We start from the raw sequence: 22,120 nt of genomic DNA on the forward strand, positions 1-22,120 counted from the left end.
GCGTTACTCCTTCCAGCTGCTGGGGGTGGGTTTGAAGTCGCGCTCGGGGGCTGCAAAACCGCACGAGCTGCCATCGGTATGCACGACATCGTCTTCCCACGGCAGGCGGTACTGGCCTGCGCTCAGATCGTGCATGTAGGTGTAAGGACAGTCGCGTGCGCCGCCCTTGACCGCCACATAGCCGCGATGCCCGAATTGATAGATGTTGTTCTCCACGCCCCAGTGCACACGGGCTTCGCGGACCAGGTCGGGGCGTAGTTCGCAGCAGACGATTTCGTCGGCCCGGCCACCCCCTTCAGCCATGATCGTACCGTCGAAGTCGACAAACATCGCCTCGCCCATGGAGTCGAACGTGCCGTCGGAGCCGCACATACAGACGCTTGCGGTCTGCATCAGGTTGGTGAAGGCGTTGCTCTGATTGGTGATCTTCCACGAGTGGCGGATCGGTGCGGTGTAACCCGCGGTGCGCAGCATGATGTCGGCGCCCTTGTAGGCGCACTCGCGGGCCATTTCCGGGAACATGCCGTCGTGGCAGATGATCAGCGCCAGCTTGCTGCCGCGCGGCCCGTCGCAGACCGGAATACCCAGATCGCCCGGCGCCCACGGCTCGACCGGCACCCACGGGTGCAGCTTGCGGTAATACAGGCGGATCTCTCCAAGGTCATCGATGATCAGGCCACTGTTGAACGGGTTGCCGTGCGGGTTGGCTTCCATGATCGAGAAGCAGCCCCATATCCGGTGCGCCTTGCACGCCTCGCGCAGCGCGATGACTTCCGGGCCGTCGAGGCTGCACATGATCTCCGGCGCCGTGCTCATCGACAGGCCGTGCAGCGAGTATTCGGGAAATACGATCAGGTCCATGCCCGGGTTGCTGCGTCGTGCCTTGGCAACCATGCCGACCACTTTCTGCGTCTGCGCCCACAACGCCTCGCGCGTATGCGGATCGGGCAGCGCCAGTTGCGCCAGGCCGATCACCACGCCATTGGGCGACTTGTTCAAACCACCGAGACCACTGGCCATGCAATGCCTCCTCGAAAAGATCAGTTCATCGCGTCAGGCTGAGTTCGCCCGGCGCGCCGTTCAACGTGCGACCACGGCGACAGGTGGCGTACATCACCACCAGCGTCAGCGCATAAGGTGCTGCAGCAAACAGGTAGTAGCCGGTGCTGATCCCGACCGCTTGCAGGGCCGGGCCGATGGCACCGGCAGCGCCGAACAGCAACGACGCCCACAGACATGCCAGCGGACGCCAGCGGGCAAAGATCACCAGCGCCACGGCCATCAGCCCCTGACCGCTGGACAGCCCTTCGTTCCAGCTGCCGGGGTAGTAGAGCGACAGGTAGGCGCCGCCGATACCGGCCAGCCCGCCGCCGACCGCAGTGGCCACAATGCGTACCTTGAGCGGTCGATAGCCCAGCGCCTGAGCGGTTTCGGCATGGTCGCCGACCAGACGCAGCATCAGCCCCCAGCGCGTGGTGCGCAGCCCCCAGTGCAGAACGAACGCCAGTGCTGCACCGACGAAGAACAGCACATTGATGTTCAATGCCGAGCGCACCCGTTCTTCGCTGCTCCAGGCGCCCAGCGCCAGTGAAGGCAGCATGGGCGCCTGTGGTTGGATAAAGGCTTTGCCGAGAAAGAACGCCAGGCCGGTGCCGAGCAGGATCAGTGCGATGCCGAACGCGATATCGTTGACCCGTGGCAACGAGCACGCCAGCCCATGCAGCAGGCCCAGCAGAACGCCGACCCCGGCAGCCGCACCGACGCCCAGCCACGCCGAGCCGCTCAGGCATGCGACGGCGTATCCGGACATGGCGCCCGCCACCAGAATGCCCTCCAGCCCCAGGTTGATCCGGCCGCTCTTTTCGGTGAGGCATTCGCCCAGGCTGACGAACAGAAAAGGTGTGCCGACGCGGATGGCACCGGCCAGCAGAGCGAGCAGAAAGGTAGTCAGGTCGATATCAGCCATGTTGCAGTGCTCCCTTGTCGAGCGGTGCAGGCGCCGCCGTCAGCCTGATCTTCCAGGCAGCGATACGCCCACCCAGGGCTTCCCAGAGCAGCAGATTGGTGAACAGCAGACCTTCAAGAATCAGCGTGGTGGCGTCCGGTAGACCGAGCCGTCGTTGCAGCAGCCCGCCACTGGCTTCCAGCCCGCCAAGCAGGATGGCGCAGACGATAATGGCCAGCGGATGATGGCGAGCGGCGAAGGCCACGAGGATGCCGCTGGTGCCATAGCCTGCGATCAGCGCCGCGTTGGCGCTGCCTTGCACTGCGGTGACCTCGAACATGCCGGCCAGACCCGCCGCCGCACCGCCCAACAGGCAACTGAGCATGATCAGCCGGTCCACGGGCAAGCCGATCATCAGCGCAGTACGCACGTTGCCGCCGACCACGGCGAGGGCAAAACCCTTGACGCTGTGGCGCACCAGCACATACGCCAGCAGGCAGGCGACGACGCCCGCCACCAGGCCCCAGTGCACCTCGAAACTGTCGCTGATCGTGCCGATCATATAGGCATCGTCCAGCGGCGGCGTCGAAGGCTTGTTCAGGCTTGCCGGGTCGCGCAGGGAGCCTTCCACCAACTGCCGGAACAGCGCCAGGGCGATGTACGAAAGCAGCAGGCTGCTGATCGTTTCATTGACCCCGCGACGCTGGCGCATCCAGCCATTCATACCGATCCACAGGGCGCCCACGGTCATTGCCGCGACCGCCATGCAGGCAAGCATCAAAGCGGCTGGCAGATGGCTGAGCCACAAGGGTGTCACTGCGGCAGCCAGCCCGCCCAGTACCAGCGCGCCTTCACCGCCGATGATGATCAGCCCGGCCCTTGCGGGCAGGGCGACGCACAGCGCGGTCAGCATCAGCGGCGCGGCGCGTTGCAAGGTGTTTTCCAGCGCGAACCACGAGCCGAACGCGCCTTCGCCGACCAGCTGCAGCGCCTGCCAGGCTGGCTTGCCCTGAACCGCCAGAAACAGCCCGAACAGCACGCACGAGGAAAACATCGCCAGCACCGTAGGCAGCCCCGGCAACAACGCGCTGGCCAGGCGGCGCAGACTTGTCGATGAACTCATGAACGTTCCTCAGATCTGGCCAAGCACGCCTTCGACCAGGTAATTCATGCTCTCCAGAGCAATGTCGGTCTGGCCTTGGGCGACGCCATCGGCAATCACCACGTTGCCCTTGTTGTCCTTGAGCGGGCCTTTGAAAATCACGAACTGACCGGCCAGCATCTGCGCCTTGATGGCATCGGCTTTCTGCCTGGCGTCGGCCGTGACCGCAGGCCCGTAGGCAGACGTTTTCACGAAGCCTTCCTTCAGCCCGCCGCGCAGGAAGTTGATCATCGGCGCGCCGCTCTGGGCTGCCGCGACGTGAGCACGATAAGGCGTCTCCCAGTTCCATTCGGCCCCGGTCAAGTAGCCCTTGGGCGCCAGCGCAGCCTGACTGGCGTGGTAGCCACAGGTCATCACGCCGCGTTTTTCAGCCGTCTCGACGATCACCTTGGGCCCGTCGACATGGCAGGTCAGCACGTCACAACCCTGGTCGATCAGGCCGTTGGCAGCTTCTGCTTCCTTGACCGGCAGCGACCAGTCACCGGTGAAGATCACCGTGGTGACGATGCTCGGGTCGACCGAGCGGGCACCCATGGCGAACGCGTTCAGGTTGCGCAGCACTTGCGGCACAGGTTTGGCGGCGACGAAACCGAGCTTTTTGCTCTTGCTCATGTGCCCGGCGATCACGCCGTTGAGGTATTGCGCTTCGTCGATGTAACCGAAAAAGCTCCCCGCGTTCATCGGGTCGCGACCTTTCTGCCAGAGACCGCCGCAGTGCGCGAAACGGACGTCCGGGTACTTTTTGGCGACCTTGACCACGTGCGGTTCGAAATAGCCGAACGAGGTCGGGAAAATCAACGTGGCGCCGTCCTGACGGATCATGGCTTCCATGGTCTTCTGTACGGCCACGGTTTCCGGAACGTTTTCTTCCTCGATCACTTTGACGTTGGGCAGCGTCTTGATGATGGCCGCTGCCTGGGCGTGGGCCTGGTTGTAACCAAAGTCGTCGCGAGCGCCGACGTAGATGAAACCCACTACCAGTGGCGCATCGGCTGAATAGGCGCGACCGAAAGGCAGCGCTGCGCTCAGGCCGATAATGCCCGCCAACTTGATGAAACTGCGACGATCAACATTCGACATGTGTGCTACCTCGGGTCATTGAGCGATGGAAGATGTGTGCGCGGCGCGGTAGGCGCGCCAGCCTTTGTAGTCAGTGATGTCCAGCGCGCCTTCAAGGCCGCCAGGCTCACAGATGAAACCCTTGACCCACTGGCCGTCGGCCAATTGCAGGGAACCGATGCCCAGTGGCGCTGGAATGGCCGCGACGAAAGCGCCGAACTGGCTCAGCGGCATTTCCCAGACTTCTATCTCGATGCTCGCGCCCTGTTCAGCGACGCGCACCAGTCCCGGCTTCGGCGGCGTCGTTTCTGCCAGCGCATACAGGCGGTAATCCGCGCTGGTGGTTGTGCTGCGCAGCAGACGCGCGCCGCCTTCGAGCAATTGCCAGTTGAGTGGCTGGCCAACGAGGTGGGCACCGACCACCGCAACCTGCACGGTCGGGCTGTTATAGGGCAGGGGGGCCATCGCCACGGCGTCACGCTGGTCAGCCTGGCCGAACAGCGGCTGCCAGGCTGCGGCGATCTCTGCCAGGCGCTGATCGGCACCGGCCGGGCCAATCAGCGTGATGCCCGCAGGCAATCCGTCCGCGCGACGATCTGTCGGGATGGCGATGGCGCACATGTTCATCAGGTTGACGAAGTTGGTGTAATAGCCGAGCTGTGAGTTGAGCGCGAACGGGTTGCCGAGCACTGCTTCGATGGTCGGCATGCACGGCGCGGTCGGCACCACCAGCACGTCGATGTCGGTCAGCAACTGCTGCGCAGCGCGGGTCAGCTCTGCCAGGCGATAGCGCGCGTTGAACGTGTCCACGGCGTCGAATGAATCCGCGCCCTGCACAATGCCGCGTACCACAGGATGAATATCGGCCGCGTTGCTGGCGAAGAATTCGCCGATCGCAGCGCGGCGTTCCGCCACCCACGGGCCTTGATACAGCAGGGCAGCCGCCTCGGCGAACACGTCGAACTCGATAGTGCTGAACGTCACCAACGGGTCGTTCTGCAGGGCTTCAAGGGTTTTGAGGTAAGCCGCCTTTGCCTGCTCATCGCCGAAGAACTCGCAGTGCCGCGCGACGGCGACACGCCGAACCCTGCGCTGCACCGGCAATGCCTGCACGGCCACACTGGACGCATCCAGTGGGTCGTAAGCTGCAATGACCTGTGCGACCTGCCAGGCTTGCATGACATCCTTGGCAAAGATGGATGGGCAGTCCAGCGTGCGGCAGGCAGGCACGACCCCGCGGCTGCTGAACAGGCCAAGGCTGGGCTTGAGCCCGACGATGCCGTTGAAGCCGGCTGGCACGCGGCCTGAACCTGCGGTGTCCGTGCCCAGTGCAAAACTGACGTAGCCACGCGCTACCGCCACTGCCGAGCCGGAACTCGAGCCGCCGCTGACGTAGGCCGGATCATGCGCATTGCGCACCGCGCCGTAGGGCGAACGGACGCCCACCAGGCCAGTAGCGAATTGATCGAGATTGGTCTTGCCCATCAGGATTGCGCCGCTGTCGAGCAGCAGTTGCACAACATGAGCATTGTCCTTGGCCACGTAAGCGAACGTCGGGCAAGCAGCCGTGGTCGGCATGTGCGCCACGTCGAAATTGTCCTTGACCGCAAAGGGCACGCCGAACAGCGGCAATCGGTCATACAGCGCATCGCCCAGTTGTTCGGCGAGACTCTCCAGCGCCTTTGCCCGCTCGACAAGCTGTGCCAGCGGGACGCGATGAATCCAGACCTCTGCCCGGTCATCCGCATCGATGTGTGCGGTCAGGGTCTGCACCAGTGTCGTCAGGGTGGTGTCGCCCGAGCGGAGCGCCGACTGAAGTTCAGGGATATCGAGTGCAGTCATGGTGGTGTTCATTCATGTATACAAGATGACCTGACGGGTTTGCACGTTACGGGCCAAGGTTGGCCGGAGGGGGATTTACGGGGAGATTACTGTCAATTGGCGGGGTGCAGAGCTGCATTCATGCGTCATGTTTGCGCTTGAATATCTCTGCGTGCACAAAGATAGGTCGTGTCAGCCGCAGGGCGAATGTATCGCCGCACGGCTGACATCAATGCAGGTTTCTCAACTCTCGCAGAACCTCAGCCGGTTACCGAACGGGTCGCAGACTTCCAGTGTCTTTCCCCAGCCTTGCTGAACGATGTCCGGGCGGGCATAGCCATACTGCTTGCCGATCAGTTCATCGCGCAATTGCTCGATGTTCTGCGTCGGGATGAACACCGCCGCACCTGGACAGGCATCACCGTGATGCTCGGAGAGGTGCAGGTTCAACCCGTTACGGCTGATGCCCAGATACAACGGCAGATCCGCTTCGAAGCGGTGCTCGAACTCGATGCTGAAACCGAGAAAGTCGATGTAGAACTCACGCGCCTTGCGTTCATCGAACATCCGCAGGATCGGGATAGCGCTGGTGAAGGTCACGGTGGCTGGCTCCTGTGCAGACATTGCTATTCCTTTATTTGAGATGATGGGCGTGCAGTCATTGATGCCGATGCACGCATTTATGCTATGCGGGCTGCTTTACCGGGAACGAGACGAACGGTTTTATTTCCTTGAGCACGAACATGCTCTGCATTTCCTTGATGCCGGGTAATCGTCTGACCACGGTCATGGCGAAGTCAGCAAAGGAATCCAGATCGGGCGCTACGACCTGAAGCAGAAAGTCCGCATCGCCGCCGATGCTGTAGCACGCCACGACATCTTCCAGCTGCATGACTTCCTTCTCGAACTTTCTGGCCTCGGCCTCACTATGACTGTCGATGCTGATACGAATGAACACCATGACGCCAAGCCCGATCTTGCGGCGGTCCAGTACGGCTCGGTAACCCTGGATATAGCGATGTTCTTCCAGTTGCCTGACCCGTCGCCAGCAGGGCGAGGCAGACATGCCGATCTGGTCGGCCAGGGTCTGATTGGTGATACGGCCGTCCTGCTGCAGCGCCGTGAGGATCCTTACATCTATCGGGCTTAATGTCGGCTGGGTCATAAATACCGTTACTCCTCATGTTGCAGGAAATTTATACCGGTTTTAGCCGTCCAGCCAGTAAGAACAGATAATTCTTTCCGCGTTGAAACACGTAATATTTTTCGACACAGGGGTTTGCCTGCTGGATCTCAGGCAAGCTCTTCAATCAGCGTCAAGTCTCAAGGAGTGCAACATGCTTGATCTGACTCAGGTTCTTACGTATTCGGCAGCGTTGGGTATTGCCGCCGCCATTCCTGGCCCCGGTATGGCAGCGCTGGTCGCACGGAGTGTCAGCGGCGGGGCGGTGTCAGGCTTCTGCCTGCTATCCGGGCTGATCCTCGGTGACCTGACCTATCTTTCATTTGCAGTGTTTGGTCTTGCCATGATCGCCGAGCACTTCAATGCGTTGTTTCAGGTCGTGCGTTGGGGGGCGGCGATTTATCTGTGCTATCTGGCCTGGCAGTTCTGGTTCGCAGATCATCAAGCCATAGAAATCGGAAAATCAGCGAAGAAAAAAGAGTTGCTGTCCGCGGCCGCGTCCGGACTGACCATCACCTTGGGCAACCCCAAGACCATTGCCTTTTATCTGGCGCTTTTGCCGTTGGTCATCAATCTTGAAACGGTCTCTTTGCAGACGTGGGGGCTGGTTCTGGTGCCGCTGACGGTGCTGGTACTGCTGGCGGTCGGGGCCGTGTTCATATTTGCCGCCTTGCGCATTCGACATTTGCTGTCGAGTGAGAGTGCGCAAAGAAAACTGTTTCGCGGTGCGGCGGCAATCATGGTAGCGGCGGCAGCTTCGATGCTGGTGCGCTGATCTGCCTGGAGGGTGGATGAGGCCGTTGACGACCTCATCCGGTCGCCGTTACAGCTCCTTCTTCAAATGCTTTTCGATCTGCTCCAGCGACTTGCCCTTGGTTTCCGGCAGGCACAGGAACACGAAAATCAACGAGCCAATGTTGATGGCGGCGAAGATGAAGAACGTCGGGTTGCCGATGGTATCGACTGCAATCGGGAATGTGAACGCTACCGATGCGTTGAACAACCACTGCATCGATACCGCTGTGCCGGTCAGCAAGCCGCGCACCTGCATGGGGAACAGTTCTGACATCAGCAGCCAGTAGACCGGCGAGATGCACATCTGCATGAACAGCAGAAACACCAGAATGCAGGCGAGGGCAGTGTAGCTCTGGGTCATGTTCTGCGGCATGAACTGCAACACGCAACCGAGCGCTGCCTGCATCAGAATGACGATGACCAGGCCGGTCATCAGCAAATGCCGACGCCCGTAGCGGCCGATGGCCCAGATGCCCAGCAAGGTTGCGATGACTGACACCACGCCGTTGCCGATCGTCGCAGTCAACGCAGCGTTGGTGCCCATCCCGGTGTTCTTGAGAATGATCGGCGTGTAGTACATGAACGCGTTCACCCCGGTGAACTGCGCGGTAAAGCCCAGACCTACGCCGATCAGCAGCAACTTGATGACCCAGCGCTGACGCAGCAATTCTCTTGCTTTGGGACGATGGCGAGCTTCTTCGTCCTGCGCTTTCATCTCGTCGACTTCGCGCTGCGCGTCCTGTTTGCTGGGTCGCAGTTGCTCCAGCACATCCTGCGCTTCGTCGAAACGGCCTTTGGAGGCCAGCCAGCGCGGCGACGCGGGTACGAAGAACGTACCGACCAGCAGCAACACGCCTGGCACCATCGCAACTGCCAGCATGTAACGCCAGATCCCTGGTGTATGCAGCAAGGCCGCCATGACCGCACTCAGCACATAGGCGAGCAACTGGCCGCTGACGATCATCAATTCGTTACGGCTGACCAGCCGCGCACGCCGTGACGGGCCTGCGATCTCGGCGATGAACACCGGCACTGTGGCAGAGCCGCCGCCCACCGCGATACCCAGCACGAAGCGTGCTGCGATCATGAACGGAATCGACGGCGCAATGGCGGTGCCCAGTGCGCCGGCGATAAACAGCACTGACAGCAGGCGTAATGTGAGGCGGCGTCCGAAGCGGTCGGAGATATAGCCGCTGGCAAGCGAGCCGAACGCGGCGCCGACAATCAGTGACGCGGTGACCATGCCTTCGCTGTACGCATCCAGACCCAGGCCGCCCTGATCGGCGGGCAGGGTCATGAACGGCAGGGCGCCGGCGATGATGCCAGTGTCATACCCGAACGCCAGCGCGCCCATGGTCGCCACAAGCACAGAGATAAAGATGAGTCGATTCGATGCAGCGCGTTGCCGGCCTTGCTGACCCGCCGCTGCTGAGGTGCTACTTGAAGACATGAATCTGAAGTCCTTGGCTTGAAACCAGCGTTGCGCCAGTACGTGGATGTCACGCTTAGGGCGGTGTCGGCCGTGCTAGTTCCCTACAAACCCGCTCAGGATTGTTTTCCTGGCGAAAGCCTTGAGCGTGAGACTGCTGAAACGATTAACTTCTGCTTGTCATAACGCCCCTGTTTTCCCCTTTTGCTGTCAATGAAATTCAGTTTTTTTGACTGGTAAAAGATGCTTTTCATTGATTTAAAAGCAGTTTTTATCTGGCACATACGCTGCTGTCATTACTCACTTTCTGCGCCGCTCATAAGCGCTACAGTAAGGCCGCAATAGTGCGCAGCCTTTTCAACGAGGCTGCGTCGGTATCTTTTGAAAAGGAGGGCGCCATATGAACCTGGCCGAGCAGTACCGTGCCTACATCGCCTGCCTCAACGACCGTCGCTGGCAGGACCTGGGCGATTTCGTCGACGACGGCGTGTACTACAATGGCGAGAGGATCAGCCTGGCCGGTTACCGGGCGATGCTGGAAAACGACGTGAGGATCATCCCCGACCTGCGTTTCAATATCGACCTGCTGGTGGTCGAAGCACCACAGGTTGCCGCCCGTCTGCTCTTCAACTGCTCTCCGCAAGGCCGTTTTCTAGGGCTGGAGGCGCGTGGCCAACGCATTACCTTCAGCGAAAACGTGTTCTACACCTTTGGCGACGGCAAGATCGTCGGCGTCTGGTCGGTCATCGATAAAGCGGCAGTGGAACGCGAGCTTCGTGGCGAAGTGGCGAGCGTTTCGAGTGACAGAGCTACCTGAACGATTCCAGTACGTTCATCGAAGTAAAATCATTTCACGGCACTCCGGGGTGGTAGTGCAGTCTTTTTTAGACACTCTCACCCGGCGGAGCCCGACATGATCACTGTCCATCACCTGAACAACTCACGTTCGCAGCGTATTCTGTGGCTGCTCGAAGAGCTCGACCTGCCCTACGAAATCAAACGTTATCAGCGCGACCCGAAAACCAACCTTGCGCCACCCGAGCTCAAGGCGGTGCATCCGCTGGGCAAATCACCTGTCATCGAAGATGGCCCGCATGTGGTCATCGAGTCCGGTGCCATTGTCGACTACCTGATTCGCCGCCATGGCGACGGTCATCTGCAGCCGGACCCTGCCAGCGCTACCTACGATGAATACGTGCAATGGCTGCACTTCGCGGAAGGCTCGGCGATTCTGCCGCTGATGCTCAACCTTTATGTTGGGCGCCTGGGCGACGCCGGTGCGCCGCTGCATCCGCGTATCCAGTCGGAACTGGCCAACTACCTGGGCTATCTGAACGAAGCCCTTGGGCTGACGCCGTATCTGCTTGGCGACGAGCTGAGTGGGGCGGACATCCAGATGAGCTTTATCGGCGAGTTTGCCAAGGCTCAGGGAATGCTGCAGCCGTACCCGAACGTGACCGCGTGGGTTGAAAGACTGCAGGGCAGACCTGCGTACCGCAAGGCTTTGGAGCAGGGCGGGGAATATTCTTTCGCCAAGTAACCGCCGTGCCTGATATTCGGGCTGATCGTTCCTCACGCTCCTGTGGGAATGCAGTTCTCGACGCTCTGCGTCGCAAGAGGACGCAGAGCGTCCGGAAAGGCATACGACGCGGAGCGCCGCACGATAGTTGCGATGATCGTTCCGCACGCTCCAGCGTGGGAATGCAGTTCCCGACGCTCTGCGTCGTCAAGAGGACGCAGAGCGTCCGGAAAGGCATACGACGCAGAGCGCCGCACGATAGTTGCGATGATCGTTCCGCACGCTCCTGTGGGAATGCAGTTCCCGACGCGCTGCGTCGCAAGAGGACGCAGAGCGTCCGGAAAGGCATACGACGCAGAGCGTCGCACGATAGTTGAGATGATCGTTCCGCACGCTCCAGCGTGGGAATGCAGTTCTCGACGCTCTGCGTCGCAAGAGGACGCAGAGCGTCCGGAAAGGCATACGACGCAGAGCGTCGCACGATAGTTGCGATGATCGTTCCGCACGCTCCTGTGGGAATGCAGTTCCGTACGCGCTGCGTCGCAAGAGGACGCGGAGCGTCCGGAAAGGCATACGACGCAGAGCGCCGCACGATAGTTGAGGTTATCGTTCCGCACGCTCCAGCGTGGGAATGCAGTTCTCGACGCGCTGCGTTGCACGATGGCGCTTACGTGGCGGTTCAGCCTTCGGACGGGCTGGTCGAGTCCTGGTCTGCTTCGGCCGCCAGCTTCACGCGGTCGGCCTTGCTGATGTATTTTTCCTTGCTCTGCGGGGCCAGTTTGGCGTTGGCTTTTTTGGCATGGGCTTTCAGCAACTGCTGGATTTTCTTGCGACGATTCATGTTCTTCAACTCGCTTGCACAGGCGCGAATCATAGCAGTTTGCCTGTCGCACCATGCATGCGACTACCCACCGTTCTGAACCATCTGCCACAACGACGCACCGACGCCGGTAATGCTCTCGCCGGCAATCAGGCCAGCCGCTGCGGTGATGGCAAAGCGTTCGGTAAGCGATGGCCAGCGACAGTTCACCAGCCAGGTGAGCACTGCACCGAGCGCCATCATCAACGACACCGAGGCGGGCAGCACGAAGGCCAGGCCCAGTGCTGCGGCGCTAGGCAAGTACCGGGCGCGATGAGCGGGCAGTGTGCTGTCGAGGATGCCCAGCAGCAAGCCAGCCAGCCCGCCGATGAAAATCGCCCAGCGGATGCTCGCCGACAGCGAGTCCAGACCGTGCGTCAGCGTCTGCGCCACAGCCTTCCAGGTCGCCACTGCCGGGGCTGGCCACTCTTCCGTGAGCAGCATCGATTGCGGGTCCGGGATCAGCGCCATATAGGCCAGGACCCCGACGATACTGCCGACGAAAATCCCCAGGGTCTGGGCAATCAACTGTCTGCGCGGTGTGGCGCCAATCGCCCGGCCTACCTTGAAGTCGTTCATCAAATCGGTGCATTGCCCGGCTGAACCGCCGGCCGTGTTGGCGCTCATCAGGTTGATCGGCACCTGACCGGGCGCGACGATGCCGAAGCTCAGTTGTGATAACTGCCCGATTGCGCCGATGGGCGGAATACCCGTAGCACCGACCACGCGCGCGGCAACGGCCGCCAGGCAGATCGCCAGAGGAATGGTCAGCAAGGCCATCCACAGGTTGATACCGAATAACAGCGCCTGCAGGCTGACCACCAGCAGGATCGCCAGCGCAAAACCGGCAGCTGGCCAGGGCTTGGGCATTGACCAGGGGGTTGCGCCGCTGGCTTTGGTAGACGCGTGCAGTGTCCACAGGCGGATGGCCAATGAGGCCAGCGTCGAACAGACCATCAGGCTAACGCCCGGCCATAGCAACCATTCCACCAACGCGGCGAACTGCGGGCCGCTGCTGTCGGCCGGTAGCGTCACCAGCCCCTGTTCCAGCAGCCACGGCGCCAGGCCACCCCAGGCCAGCAAGGCACCGATCAGCAGGGTCAAGCCGACGCGAATACCGATAATCGCCCCGAACCCCACCAGCAGCAGCGAAGGATCCGCGGTAAAGGTCAGGCGCTCCAACTGAGCGCTTGGCGACCAGCGCGGGAACGCCCATACGAACGTGTCGACCCACTTGGCCAGTGCCGACAGCAACGCGGTACTGAGCAGCACCTTGAGACGCGTCGCGGCTTCACGGCCATGATTGTAGATGTGCAGGAGGGTTTCCAGAGTGGCCATGCCTTCGGGAAACTTCAGCGATGCGTCATTAAGCAGCGACGGCCGCAAATACCAGGCGATCCAGATTCCCAGAAAGCTCACCGAAAAGACCCAGGCGATCATCGGAATGGCATCCAGTTGCTGGCCCGTCAGCAAGGTATAAGCCGGAATCGGCGCGACCAGCCCGCCTGAAATGATCGACGCAGCGGCGGAGGCGACCGTCTGATTAATGTTGCTCTCATGCAGCGTCCACGGCAGCTGCGCGGACGAGCGCTTCGACAGCCCTTGCCAGATCGCATAGCCGATCAACAGCGCAATGATCGACATGTTGAACGACCAGCCGATCTTCAACCCGGCGTACACATTGGAAGGCGTCAACAGGATACCGAGCACAACCCCGGTAATCACCGCGCGCAGACTGAGTTCACGCTCGACAGGGCTGGCAAGAGGGGTCGATGGTGAGGTCGAAAGCATGCGAATTCCTTTCGGCAATGAGACAAGGCAACCTATAAAGTGAGCGCCATATCGGCCGAAGGTTCATATGGCGGGCATCGTTGTGTAGTGGCGTTAAGGCATCCGTTCGTTCCGGGTTTTGCCGACCGGTTACGCAGGGTGCCTGTTGCAGGAACATCAGAAATCAGAGTGCCGGAAGGACATCGCCACGCACCCTTTGGTGAGTTACAGGCGGTGAGTTACAGGCCGTGAACCAGAATATCCAGCCCCTCGTCAGTGTGTGGAATCTGGAAGTAGCGGGTGATGAGCCTGAACTCCGCATCTGTGGCCGCAAAGTCATGCTCGGCTCTTTCGTTGCGGGCATGCAGTCTGGCAAGGCAAATATCATCTTCCACATCGAGATAGTGCAGTCGATGCTTAACCTGCGCGTCTTCAGCCAGGCTGCGAAGCCACTGGCGGTCGGCGAGCGTATTGGCAGGGAAATCCAGAACCACGCACATGCCCGAATTCAGCATGTCGATGACCAGAGGGCCGATGATGTCGCGGATCCGATGGGCCAGGCGCACGTAGTCCGCCACTGATGTGATCTCGTCAGGGTAGAGCCGAGAGAGCCATTGATCTTCACTCAGCAGGATCGCTGAATGTTCGGTCGCGATTGATTTCGCCAGTGTCGATTTACCGGATGCGATCTTGCCGCACAGGAGGTGAAGTCTGGTGGCGAGCATTAACGTGTCCTTACTCTATGGGTGCCTGTCAACCAAGCACATTCAGCCCATCATTGAAATGGCACTCGCGATCATCACCGCCAAGGTTTTCCGGCAGGAAAGCGGTGAGGTCGTAGGGCAAAAACAGCGTATCCAGCGCCAGAGAGAACGGCACGTCTATCAGCCATGGCCAGGTCGATGTCACATCTTTAGTACCCCATGCCCAGCCGTGTCGTGTGCCGGGATAGACGCAACGTTCACCATCGAGGTGATACATCAGGCTCCAACAGCCGCTCAGTGAGATGGCCGTAGCGAGTAACAGGCATTGTTTGAACATACATTCCTTTGTTTCCGAGTTGATGCAACATGCGCGTCATTCTAGCCGCATAACCCGGCGGCGATCATCCTGCGCATGGCGCGGGCAATATCTTGCGCAGCCTGCGCGGTCTGCTCCCCCGGCAACTGATCGAACATATGCGGCACGCCTGGGTAGACATGCAATTCCACCGGCACCCCCGAGCGCGACAGGCTCAGCCCGAAGGCCAGGTCCTCTTCCAAAAACAGGTCGAGTGCGCCGACGCAGATGAAAGTGGGCGGTAGATCGCTCAGGTCGGTGGCCAGTGCAGGGGAGAACAGGGCCTTGCGATCATCGTCCACTGCGTAGGCGCCGCGCAGGCATTCCCAGCAAAAATGATTGGCCTGACGCGACCAGCTGAAAGTGCCGGTAGTCGGGTTGGCTGGCGGAGCGTCGGGTGTGCCTGTGCGGTGATCCAGCATCGGGTAGATCAGCACCAGGCCAGCGATGGTCCGCAGACCTCTGTCTCTGGCCAGCAGGGCGAGCGCGGCAGCAAGCCCGCCGCCGGCGCTGTGGCCCATGATCACCAGATTGCTGGTGTTCATGCCCTGCGCCGCTCCGTTGCAGAATATCCATTCCAGCGCTGCGTAACAGTCCTCCAGCGGGATCGGGAACGGATGCTCGGGGGCAAGCCGGTAATCGACGGCAATGACGATTGCCTGGAGCTCGACGGCCAGCTTGGCCAGGTCATCATCGGCCATCTCCGGGCTGCCCAGTACAAAGCCGCCGCCATGGATATACAAAATGACCGGGAGGTCGGTGTGAGGGTGTAAAAGGTCCGGGCGATAAAGACATAGCCTGATGCCATTGTCCGAATCGGAGGAGGTCCAGTGTTGCTCGCCGCGCGCTGTGGCGGCGGTGGCCCAGGTGGCGCTGACGCGAGCCCTGATGTCGGCAAGGGTGTGCAGCGTCCAGTTGCTCGACGGCTCGTCCATGAACCAACGATAGGCCGGGTCCAGTAATTCATTGGCGTTCAATACGTGCTCCCGAGGCGCAGGGAGATCAGCCCCTGCGCCTGCCAGTGCTTAAAGCCACGCCTTGATCTGCGTACAGACGGCGGGCGTGGAAATGCCATAACGGTCATGCAGTGTAGGCAGCGCGCCAGCGTCGAGAAAAGCGTCCGGCAGGGCGATCTGCCTGAACGTGGGCGTCACGCCATTGCGCAGCAGCACCGTCGCCACTGCCTCGCCCAGCCCGCCAATGACCGAATGGTTTTCGGCCGTCACCACCAGCCGGCCCGGTTTTCTGGCTTCAGCGAGTATGGTCTGCTCGTCCAGCGGTTTGATGGTGGGGACGTGCAGCACTGCCACGTCGATACCGTCAGCCTGCAGCTGCTTGGCAGCTTCCAGTGCACGCATGGTCATCAGGCCGGTGGCAATGATCAGCACGTCGTTGCCAGTGCGCAGTGTCTTGGCTTTGCCGATCTCGAACGTGTAGCCGTACTCGTCCAGCACCAAGGGCACGTTACCGCGCAGCAGGCGCATGTAAACCGGGCCCTGATGCGCTGCGATTGCCGGAACCGCCTGTTCGATTTCCAGTGCATCACAGGGGTCGACGATCATCAGATTGGGCATGGCGCGAAAGATCGCCAGGTCGTCGGTGGCCTGATGGCTGGGCCCGTAACCGGTGGTCAGGCCCGGCAGGCCGCAGACGATTTTGACATTGAGGTTGTCTTCGGCAATCGCCATACAAATGAAGTCATACGCGCGTCGGGAGGCGAATACCGCATAAGTGGTCGCAAATGGTACAAAACCCTCCCTGGCCATGCCGGCTGCTGCGCTCATCAGCAACTGTTCGGCCATGCCCATTTGATAGAAACGTTCGGGATGCGCCTTGGCGAAGATGTGCAGGTCTGTGTATTTCGACAGGTCAGCCGACAGTCCGACGATGTCCTGACGTTGCTCTGCGAGTGCCGCCAATGCATGGCCAAACGGAGCCGGTCGAGTGGCCTGACCCTCGGACGCGATGGACGCGATCATCGCCGAGGTGGTCAGTTTTTTCTTCGTGGCGCCGGACGGAGCCGGTGTGTGATTGGCAGAGCTCATACGGTTTTCCCCTCGTCGAGGTTATTCAGTGCGACGTCCCATTCATGCTCATCCACGCGGATGAAGTGGGTCTTTTCGCGGGTTTCCAGAAACGCCACGCCCTTGCCCATTTTTGTGTCGCAGATGATGACCCTGGGCTGCGTACCGGCGTGCTGGCGCGCGTTGTCGAAAGCTGCGACGAGCGCGTCCAGATCGTTACCGTCGACCCGTTGGGTAAACCAGCCAAACGCCTGCCAGCGATCGACAATGGGTTCGAACGCCAGTACTTCACTGGAGTGGCCATCGGCCTGCTGGTTGTTCACATCGATGATCGCGATCAGGTTGTCCAGCTTCCAGTGCGAGGCGGACATCGCCGCTTCCCAGGTGGAGCCTTCGTTCAGCTCGCCGTCCGACAGCAGGTTGTAGACGAAGGCACTGGAGTTCTTGCGCTTCAAGCCCAGGCAGGCTCCCACCGCAATGCCCAGCCCATGACCCAGTGAGCCGCCGGTGATTTCCATGCCGGGGGTGTAGGTGGCCATGCCGGACATGGGCAGTCGGCTGTCGTCCGAGCCGTAGGTTTCCAGCTCATCGAGCGGGATGATTTCCGCCTCGATCAACGCCGCGTACAGCGCAATGGCGTAGTGGCCGATCGACAGATAAAAGCGGTCACGCTGTTCCCATTCAGGGTCTTCAGGGCGATAGTTCAGCGCGTGAAAATAGGACACGGCGAGCAGGTCCGCAGCGCCCAGCGCCTGTCCGACATAACCCTGGCCCTGAACCTGGCCCATGCGTAATGCGTGCCGGCGAATGTTATGAGCGCGCTGCGCCAGCGAGGTGGAAGGCGCAGATAAAGTAGTGGCTGTCATGGTGATTACTCCGTTGACTCAACGATTGACCGAGGCGGCAGGGATGCGCAGTACCAGATACGCGCCGATGAACAGCACGCCGGTAATCAGGTACATACCGATGGCGCTTGAGCCGGTCGTGGTGGTGATCCAGCCGATCAGATAGGGCGAACAGAAGCCCGCGAGATTGGCGAAGCTGTTGATTCCGGCGATCCCGGCGGCCGCCGATACCCCGCCCAGCAGGGTGGTGGGCAGCATCCAGAACATTGATGATGCCGAGAGAATGCCCGCTGCGGCGAGGCACAGGCTGAGCACCGACAGCAGCAGATTGCCGCCGAACAGCGCCGCCAGACTCAGCCCGAGCGCGCCTGCGATCATCGGGCCGACCAGGTGCCAGCGGCGTTCTCGATGCTTGTCGCCGCTGCGCCCCATCAACAGCATTACGACGATTGCGCACAGGTAGGGAAGGCTGGTCATCAGACCGATATGCAGCGGATCGGAAACGCCTGCATTGCGAATCAGCGTCGGCAGCCAGAAGGTGATCGCGTACTGGCCCATCACCACGCAGAAGTAGATGCACGCCAGCAGCCATAGACGCTTGTCGCGAATGAAGGCGCCTACCGACGCGTGTACCACTTTCTGGCTGTTGTCCTCTTGCAGCTCTTTGTTGACCAGTTCCTTTTCTTCAGCGGACAACCATGTCGCCTGATGCACGCCGTCCTTCAGATAGCTGAGTACCAGCAAGCCGACGATCACCGTCGGGATCGCTTCGAGGACGAACATCCATTGCCAGCCGGCCCAGCCATGAACGCCTGCGAAGCGGGTCATGATGTAGCCCGACAGCGGGCCGCCGATCATGCCGGACAGCGGGATGGCGATGAACCACAGCACGGTCATGCGCGCGCGGCGATAAGAGGGGAACCAGTACGTCAGGTACAGCAGCAGGCCGGGTGCCAGACCGGCTTCCGCCACCCCGAGCAGAAAGCGCAGGGCGTAGAACTGCCATGCAGTTTCGACAAAGGCAAAGAGCGCGGAAATAATCCCCCAGGAGATCATGATGCGGGCGATCCAGCGTCTGGCACCGACCCGGTGAAGGATCAGGTTGCTGGGCACCTCACAGAGGAAATAGCCTATGAAAAACATGCCTGCACCCAGCCCGTAGACGGTTTCGCTGAAGGCCAGGTCGTTCATCATCTGCAGCTTGGCGAAGCCGACATTGACCCGATCCAGGTACGCGCACAGGTAGCACAGCATCAGGAACGGCATCAGTCGCCAGGCGGTCTTGCGGTAGGCATTGGCGCGCGTGGTCGACACCGCGTCGAGGGTCATGGTGGTTATCATGATGGTCTGATCTCTTGTTTTTATAGACCGCCAGGCAACCGCCTGGCGTATCGTCGATCCAGAACAAACACAGGCTGTTTGCCAGCCCGTCCACTCGCGGTCAGTGAATCAGCATGCCGCCGTTCACATCCAGCGTTATACCGGTGAGGTAGGACGACAGGTCGCTGGCCAGAAACAGCGCAGCATTGGCCACGTCCTGCGCCGCGCCCAGACGACCCAGCGGGATGCCATCGATGATCGCGTGACGTCGCTCGTCCTGCATCAGGCCGCCGGTGATATCGGTATGGATCAGGCCGGGGGCGATGGAGTTGACACGTACCTGATCGGGTCCGAATTCCCGCGCCATTGCCTTGCCAAGTCCCAGCACGCCGGCTTTCGCTGCGCTGTAATGAGGGCCGCCGAAAATGCCGCCGCCGCGCTGGGCGGAAACCGAAGACATACACACGATACTGCCCGAGGACTGGGCACGCATGGTCGGGATCACCGCTTGCGACATGAGCAAGGTGCCGCGCAGGCTGACGTCGAGTACCTTGTCGTAATCAGAAGGGCGGATGTCCAGGGTCTTGATGGGCTGTGTGATACCGGCGTTATTCACCAGGATGTCAATGCGACCGTAGTGCGCGATGATTTTGCTGACGGCCTCGTGAACCTGGTGTTCGTCGGCGACGTTGGCTGCCAGGCCCAGATGACCTTCGCCCAGTGCGGCGGCGGCATCGCGTGCTGCGGACTCGTCGAGATCGATGATCACCACACGTGCGCCATGGTTGGCGAAGGTGATCGCGGTTGCGCGACCGATACCGCGCGCCGATGCCGCACCGGTGATCACTGCAATTTTGCCTTGAAGAAGCATGAGGGTTACCTCTGATTATTGTTATGGGTTCGATTCGGGTGATCGATGACTTCAGAGTGTTCCCGGTGCCGGCCCTGAGCAATGCCGCAAAAATCACTGGATGCTGAAAAAAATTCACCTCTCGTCAATTCGGCAGGTGAGTGGTTGAATGAACGAAATTCAAATAATCGGACACAGCGGAGCATCCATGCGGCCTGATGACGAGGCACCTCTGAGCCTGCCACCGCTGAAAGCGCTTCAGGCCTTCGAGCAGACGGCGCGTTTTGGCAATCTGGCCAGAGCCGCCGAAGTGCTGGACCTGACGCCGTCGGCAGTCAGCCACCAACTGGCTCGTCTGGAGGCCTTGATTGGTCGCCAGCTGTTCGTTCGAGCCGCCCGTGGTGTGACCCTTACGCCGGTGGGTGAGCAGTATCTGAAAGATGTCTCTGGAGTGCTGCACAGCCTCGTCGTCGCCACCGAGCGTGCTGCCAGCGATGTCAGCCTCGATTGTCTGCGTCTGCATTCTGCGCCCAGTTTCGGGCTGCTGTGGCTGATGCCGAGGCTGGAAGCCTTTCGGGTAAGCCACCCGGACATTCAGATCAACCTGTCGTGTTCTTACGAGTCGCTGCATTTCAGCAGGGACAAGATCGACGTGGATATCCGGCATGGCAGGCCGAACTGGCCGAGCTATGAAGTGCGCACCTTGCGTGACGAGAAGTTCGCTGTGCTGGCGTCTCCGCAATTATTGGCGCGCCGTCCGGTGGAGAGCGCCGCAGGCTTGCTCGACCGCGAACTGATTCTCTCCGAGGCCACACTGCTGAAATGGCCTGAATGGTTTGCCCGGCATGGTCTGGCTCGTCCGGAAAAGCCCTACGCGCTGAGTTTCGACCGCTCATACATGACACTCGAAGCGGCCAGCCACGGGCTGGGGTTTGCGCTGGAAAGTACGTTGCTGGCGCAAAAATACCTGGCCACGGGCGAACTGATCGAAGTTGCCCCTCAAGCCCTGACTGCACCGGTCGCCGCGCACCATCTGGTATTCCCCAAGGCGCACTCCAGCTTCCCCAGAGTCAGGCGATTTCTTGAATGGATGGAAGGCGAACTGGGGCAGGGATTTGTGTTTTGAACCGTGCTGCCTGTGGTCTGGCAATGGGATGCTCAATGTCCCGGATGGCGTGCCAACGTTGAATATCGGCACGCCAGCCAAGCGCTTCTAAACCACCAGCCGATGCGGTTGCCAGGCGCTGCCCTGCTGGTCTTGCGCGTCAATCACCAGACTTTGCCTTGCCGGTGCGTCAAACATCGAGCGCAGGTTCTTTTCGATGGTGTTGCACAGGTCTTCCATGCGGATCCGGTGCTGGCTGGCGCCGAACGGAGCTTGCAGGTCAGTGCCGATGCGGTCCATTGCCAGCAGCATGCAGCCGACCACCGTGGATATCGCCGGGGTGAACCAGCCCAGAGTGGTCACCATGCTCAGCGGCATGATGATGCAGAACAGCGTGCTGAACAGTCTGGGGAAATAGACATACGGGTAAGGCAGCGGCGTATTGGCGATGCGTTCCATGCCGCCCTGGCAGTTGGACAGTTCGACCATGGTCGACTCCAGTCGTGCCAGGCGGATACTGTCGATTCGCCCTCCTGCAAACTCTTCGGAGATCATGGCCGCCGAACCATTGAGGATGTCATTGGGAAAGTTATTGCTCTCCTTTGCACGCTGAATCTCGGAAACCGGTAACAGCCCTTCGAGTTTCGCTGCGCTGACATCGCCTTTCAAATGAGCGCGCAGTGCCCGCAGGTAAGCCACGTGACGATTGAACAATACTTCTTTCACCGGGTTGCCACGCTCGTTGGCATTGCCTTCAATCAAGGTCAGCACCTGGCGGCCATAGCTGCGCGAGCTGTTGACCATCGCGCCCCATAACGTGCGTGCTTCCCACCAGCGGTTGTAGGCGCTGGAATTGCGGAAGCTGATCAGCACGATAAGCGCCGAGCACAACAACGTAAGCGGCATCAGGGGGAGATCTATCCCCGCACCCTGGACCAACATGAAGTCCATGGTCACGGCCACGTCCCAGAGCAGAAGCCAGAACAGTGACCAGCCAACGTAGGTGACCGTTCTGCTGATGCACAGCCATTTTTTTTCAAAAGGACCAGACATTGCGGCACTCCTTTGCTGGGTTGGAAGAGGTTTGGCGCGGTCAATCAACACGCCACGCTGCAAACTTACTGACCGAGGCTTAAAGCTCGCTTAATTCTCCATGGTGGCTAAACAGTCACGCCTGTCTTGACCATTTCAACAGCTGGAACCCCCGGCACCCTTGCGACCACACAGCCTTGTCGGTCCTCTTCGCTGACGGGCTCCCGGACGTTTGCAATGGTTACCACTCTCGGACCGACGCCCCATTGCCTTGCCTGTTCGCAGGCCAGTCGTCCGGCCAGACCCGTCTCGTCGCGTTGCTACGCAACTTACGCAATAGAGA

Annotated in this window: 22 protein-coding genes; 4 read left to right on the plus strand and 18 right to left on the minus strand. The window is 60.6% G+C overall.

The genetic code is table 11. The features are described 5' to 3' along the window. Nucleotides 1-3: 3 nt before the first annotated feature. The 7 genes from GE543_RS05325 to GE543_RS05355 all read right to left on the minus strand — a co-directional run bounded on the left by GE543_RS05325 (nt 4) and on the right by GE543_RS05355 (nt 7,152). On the minus strand, nt 4-1,020 hold the full coding sequence (locus GE543_RS05325; protein ID WP_153220953.1) for a formamidase: 1,017 nt from the start codon (nt 1,018-1,020) through the stop codon (nt 4-6). Nucleotides 1,021-1,045: 25 nt separating this feature from the next. Continuing rightward, nucleotides 1,046-1,966 (minus strand): ABC transporter permease, encoded by a 921-nt coding sequence (locus GE543_RS05330; RefSeq protein WP_024639183.1) that lies wholly within the window; start codon nt 1,964-1,966, stop codon nt 1,046-1,048. After that, on the minus strand, nt 1,959-3,068 hold the full coding sequence (locus GE543_RS05335; protein ID WP_153220954.1) for an ABC transporter permease: 1,110 nt from the start codon (nt 3,066-3,068) through the stop codon (nt 1,959-1,961). The genes GE543_RS05330 and GE543_RS05335 overlap by 8 nt, the downstream gene beginning before the upstream one ends. Nucleotides 3,069-3,077: 9 nt before the next feature. After that, complete coding sequence (locus GE543_RS05340; protein ID WP_153220955.1) at nt 3,078-4,187, minus strand: BMP family ABC transporter substrate-binding protein; 1,110 nt, start codon at nt 4,185-4,187, stop codon at nt 3,078-3,080. A 15-nt stretch (nt 4,188-4,202) separates the two neighbouring features. Further along, a complete protein-coding gene (gene atzF, locus GE543_RS05345) occupies nt 4,203-6,008 on the minus strand; it encodes an allophanate hydrolase (RefSeq protein ID WP_178118546.1) in 1,806 nt (601 codons plus the stop codon). A 222-nt stretch (nt 6,009-6,230) separates the two neighbouring features. Next, a complete protein-coding gene (locus tag GE543_RS05350) occupies nt 6,231-6,611 on the minus strand; it encodes a glyoxalase superfamily protein (protein ID WP_046235019.1) in 381 nt (126 codons plus the stop codon). A gap of 61 nt (nt 6,612-6,672) precedes the next feature. Next, the gene (locus tag GE543_RS05355; protein ID WP_011266867.1) at nt 6,673-7,152 is read right to left on the minus strand and encodes an Lrp/AsnC family transcriptional regulator; all 480 of its coding nucleotides are present in this window, start codon (nt 7,150-7,152) and stop codon (nt 6,673-6,675) included. Nucleotides 7,153-7,324: 172 nt separating this feature from the next. Here GE543_RS05355 and GE543_RS05360 point away from each other — a divergent pair, with 172 nt between their 5' ends. Beyond that, entirely contained in the window at nt 7,325-7,945 is a 621-nt protein-coding gene (locus GE543_RS05360) for a LysE family translocator (RefSeq protein WP_003339882.1), read from the plus strand. Nucleotides 7,946-7,993: 48 nt separating this feature from the next. On the opposite strand, the gene GE543_RS05365 is transcribed toward GE543_RS05360, so the two are convergent. Continuing rightward, nucleotides 7,994-9,415, minus strand: coding sequence for a sugar porter family MFS transporter (locus GE543_RS05365; RefSeq protein ID WP_004418871.1), 1,422 nt, complete (start codon nt 9,413-9,415; stop codon nt 7,994-7,996). 379 nt (nt 9,416-9,794) lie between these two features. Here GE543_RS05365 and GE543_RS05370 point away from each other — a divergent pair, with 379 nt between their 5' ends. After that, a complete protein-coding gene (locus GE543_RS05370) occupies nt 9,795-10,211 on the plus strand; it encodes an ester cyclase (protein ID WP_153220957.1) in 417 nt (138 codons plus the stop codon). Nucleotides 10,212-10,307: 96 nt separating this feature from the next. After that, on the plus strand, nt 10,308-10,934 hold the full coding sequence (locus GE543_RS05375; protein WP_153220958.1) for a glutathione S-transferase family protein: 627 nt from the start codon (nt 10,308-10,310) through the stop codon (nt 10,932-10,934). A 658-nt stretch (nt 10,935-11,592) separates the two neighbouring features. Here the strand turns inward: GE543_RS05375 and GE543_RS05390 are convergent. The 9 genes from GE543_RS05390 to GE543_RS05430 form a co-directional block, all read right to left on the minus strand. Continuing rightward, nucleotides 11,593-11,754: a DUF2986 domain-containing protein gene (locus GE543_RS05390; protein WP_103689261.1), complete on the minus strand. Its 162-nt coding sequence runs from the start codon at nt 11,752-11,754 to the stop codon at nt 11,593-11,595. A 63-nt stretch (nt 11,755-11,817) separates the two neighbouring features. Continuing rightward, a complete protein-coding gene (locus tag GE543_RS05395; protein ID WP_153220959.1) occupies nt 11,818-13,563 on the minus strand; it encodes an OPT family oligopeptide transporter in 1,746 nt (581 codons plus the stop codon). 218 nt (nt 13,564-13,781) lie between these two features. Next, nucleotides 13,782-14,267 (minus strand): ATP-binding protein, encoded by a 486-nt coding sequence (locus GE543_RS05400; RefSeq protein WP_153220960.1) that lies wholly within the window; start codon nt 14,265-14,267, stop codon nt 13,782-13,784. Nucleotides 14,268-14,295: 28 nt separating this feature from the next. Continuing rightward, complete coding sequence (locus tag GE543_RS05405) at nt 14,296-14,583, minus strand: YceK/YidQ family lipoprotein (RefSeq protein ID WP_003314115.1); 288 nt, start codon at nt 14,581-14,583, stop codon at nt 14,296-14,298. 41 nt (nt 14,584-14,624) lie between these two features. Then, on the minus strand, nt 14,625-15,578 hold the full coding sequence (locus GE543_RS05410; RefSeq protein WP_153220961.1) for an alpha/beta hydrolase: 954 nt from the start codon (nt 15,576-15,578) through the stop codon (nt 14,625-14,627). 48 nt (nt 15,579-15,626) lie between these two features. Beyond that, nucleotides 15,627-16,646, minus strand: coding sequence for a transketolase family protein (locus GE543_RS05415; RefSeq protein WP_003339860.1), 1,020 nt, complete (start codon nt 16,644-16,646; stop codon nt 15,627-15,629). Next, nucleotides 16,643-17,491, minus strand: a complete 849-nt coding sequence (locus GE543_RS05420) for a transketolase (protein WP_024664439.1) — start codon at nt 17,489-17,491, stop codon at nt 16,643-16,645. Before GE543_RS05420 ends, GE543_RS05415 begins: the two co-directional genes overlap by 4 nt. An 18-nt stretch (nt 17,492-17,509) precedes the next feature. Next, a complete protein-coding gene (locus GE543_RS05425) occupies nt 17,510-18,811 on the minus strand; it encodes an MFS transporter (protein WP_003409041.1) in 1,302 nt (433 codons plus the stop codon). A gap of 100 nt (nt 18,812-18,911) precedes the next feature. Continuing rightward, complete coding sequence (locus GE543_RS05430; RefSeq protein WP_003415356.1) at nt 18,912-19,661, minus strand: SDR family NAD(P)-dependent oxidoreductase; 750 nt, start codon at nt 19,659-19,661, stop codon at nt 18,912-18,914. A 187-nt stretch (nt 19,662-19,848) separates the two neighbouring features. Between GE543_RS05430 and GE543_RS05435 the strand changes: the two genes are divergently transcribed. Beyond that, nucleotides 19,849-20,766 carry a LysR substrate-binding domain-containing protein gene (locus tag GE543_RS05435; protein ID WP_153220962.1) on the plus strand — a complete coding sequence of 306 codons (918 nt, stop codon included), beginning with the start codon at nt 19,849-19,851 and terminating at the stop codon, nt 20,764-20,766. An 87-nt stretch (nt 20,767-20,853) separates the two neighbouring features. Here GE543_RS05435 and GE543_RS05440 read toward each other — a convergent pair whose 3' ends face one another. Then, the gene (locus GE543_RS05440; RefSeq protein WP_153220963.1) at nt 20,854-21,798 is read right to left on the minus strand and encodes a bestrophin family protein; all 945 of its coding nucleotides are present in this window, start codon (nt 21,796-21,798) and stop codon (nt 20,854-20,856) included. Nucleotides 21,799-22,120: the final 322 nt, after the last annotated feature.

Origin of the sequence: Pseudomonas sp. SZ57 (assembly GCF_009495975.1) — a bacterium.
Classification (GTDB): domain Bacteria; phylum Pseudomonadota; class Gammaproteobacteria; order Pseudomonadales; family Pseudomonadaceae; genus Aquipseudomonas; species Aquipseudomonas syringae.

What these genes read in the sequence shown, in the direction of transcription:
- GE543_RS05440 (WP_153220963.1), bottom strand. Translation starts at nt 21,798, where the DNA reads ATGTCTGGTCCTTTTGAAAAAAAATGGCTGTGCATCAGCAGAACGGTC.
- GE543_RS05425 (WP_003409041.1), bottom strand. Translation starts at nt 18,811, where the DNA reads ATGATAACCACCATGACCCTCGACGCGGTGTCGACCACGCGCGCCAAT.
- GE543_RS05395 (WP_153220959.1), bottom strand. Translation starts at nt 13,563, where the DNA reads ATGCTTTCGACCTCACCATCGACCCCTCTTGCCAGCCCTGTCGAGCGT.
- GE543_RS05340 (WP_153220955.1), bottom strand. Translation starts at nt 4,187, where the DNA reads ATGTCGAATGTTGATCGTCGCAGTTTCATCAAGTTGGCGGGCATTATC.
- GE543_RS05435 (WP_153220962.1), top strand. Translation starts at nt 19,849, where the DNA reads ATGCGGCCTGATGACGAGGCACCTCTGAGCCTGCCACCGCTGAAAGCG.
- GE543_RS05330 (WP_024639183.1), bottom strand. Translation starts at nt 1,966, where the DNA reads ATGGCTGATATCGACCTGACTACCTTTCTGCTCGCTCTGCTGGCCGGT.
- GE543_RS05405 (WP_003314115.1), bottom strand. Translation starts at nt 14,583, where the DNA reads ATGTTCAAACAATGCCTGTTACTCGCTACGGCCATCTCACTGAGCGGC.
- GE543_RS05400 (WP_153220960.1), bottom strand. Translation starts at nt 14,267, where the DNA reads ATGCTCGCCACCAGACTTCACCTCCTGTGCGGCAAGATCGCATCCGGT.
- GE543_RS05370 (WP_153220957.1), top strand. Translation starts at nt 9,795, where the DNA reads ATGAACCTGGCCGAGCAGTACCGTGCCTACATCGCCTGCCTCAACGAC.
- GE543_RS05375 (WP_153220958.1), top strand. Translation starts at nt 10,308, where the DNA reads ATGATCACTGTCCATCACCTGAACAACTCACGTTCGCAGCGTATTCTG.
- GE543_RS05355 (WP_011266867.1), bottom strand. Translation starts at nt 7,152, where the DNA reads ATGACCCAGCCGACATTAAGCCCGATAGATGTAAGGATCCTCACGGCG.
- GE543_RS05390 (WP_103689261.1), bottom strand. Translation starts at nt 11,754, where the DNA reads ATGAATCGTCGCAAGAAAATCCAGCAGTTGCTGAAAGCCCATGCCAAA.
- GE543_RS05430 (WP_003415356.1), bottom strand. Translation starts at nt 19,661, where the DNA reads ATGCTTCTTCAAGGCAAAATTGCAGTGATCACCGGTGCGGCATCGGCG.
- GE543_RS05420 (WP_024664439.1), bottom strand. Translation starts at nt 17,491, where the DNA reads ATGACAGCCACTACTTTATCTGCGCCTTCCACCTCGCTGGCGCAGCGC.
- GE543_RS05335 (WP_153220954.1), bottom strand. Translation starts at nt 3,068, where the DNA reads ATGAGTTCATCGACAAGTCTGCGCCGCCTGGCCAGCGCGTTGTTGCCG.
- GE543_RS05325 (WP_153220953.1), bottom strand. Translation starts at nt 1,020, where the DNA reads ATGGCCAGTGGTCTCGGTGGTTTGAACAAGTCGCCCAATGGCGTGGTG.
- GE543_RS05365 (WP_004418871.1), bottom strand. Translation starts at nt 9,415, where the DNA reads ATGTCTTCAAGTAGCACCTCAGCAGCGGCGGGTCAGCAAGGCCGGCAA.
- GE543_RS05360 (WP_003339882.1), top strand. Translation starts at nt 7,325, where the DNA reads ATGCTTGATCTGACTCAGGTTCTTACGTATTCGGCAGCGTTGGGTATT.
- atzF (WP_178118546.1), bottom strand. Translation starts at nt 6,008, where the DNA reads ATGACTGCACTCGATATCCCTGAACTTCAGTCGGCGCTCCGCTCGGGC.
- GE543_RS05415 (WP_003339860.1), bottom strand. Translation starts at nt 16,646, where the DNA reads ATGAGCTCTGCCAATCACACACCGGCTCCGTCCGGCGCCACGAAGAAA.
- GE543_RS05350 (WP_046235019.1), bottom strand. Translation starts at nt 6,611, where the DNA reads ATGTCTGCACAGGAGCCAGCCACCGTGACCTTCACCAGCGCTATCCCG.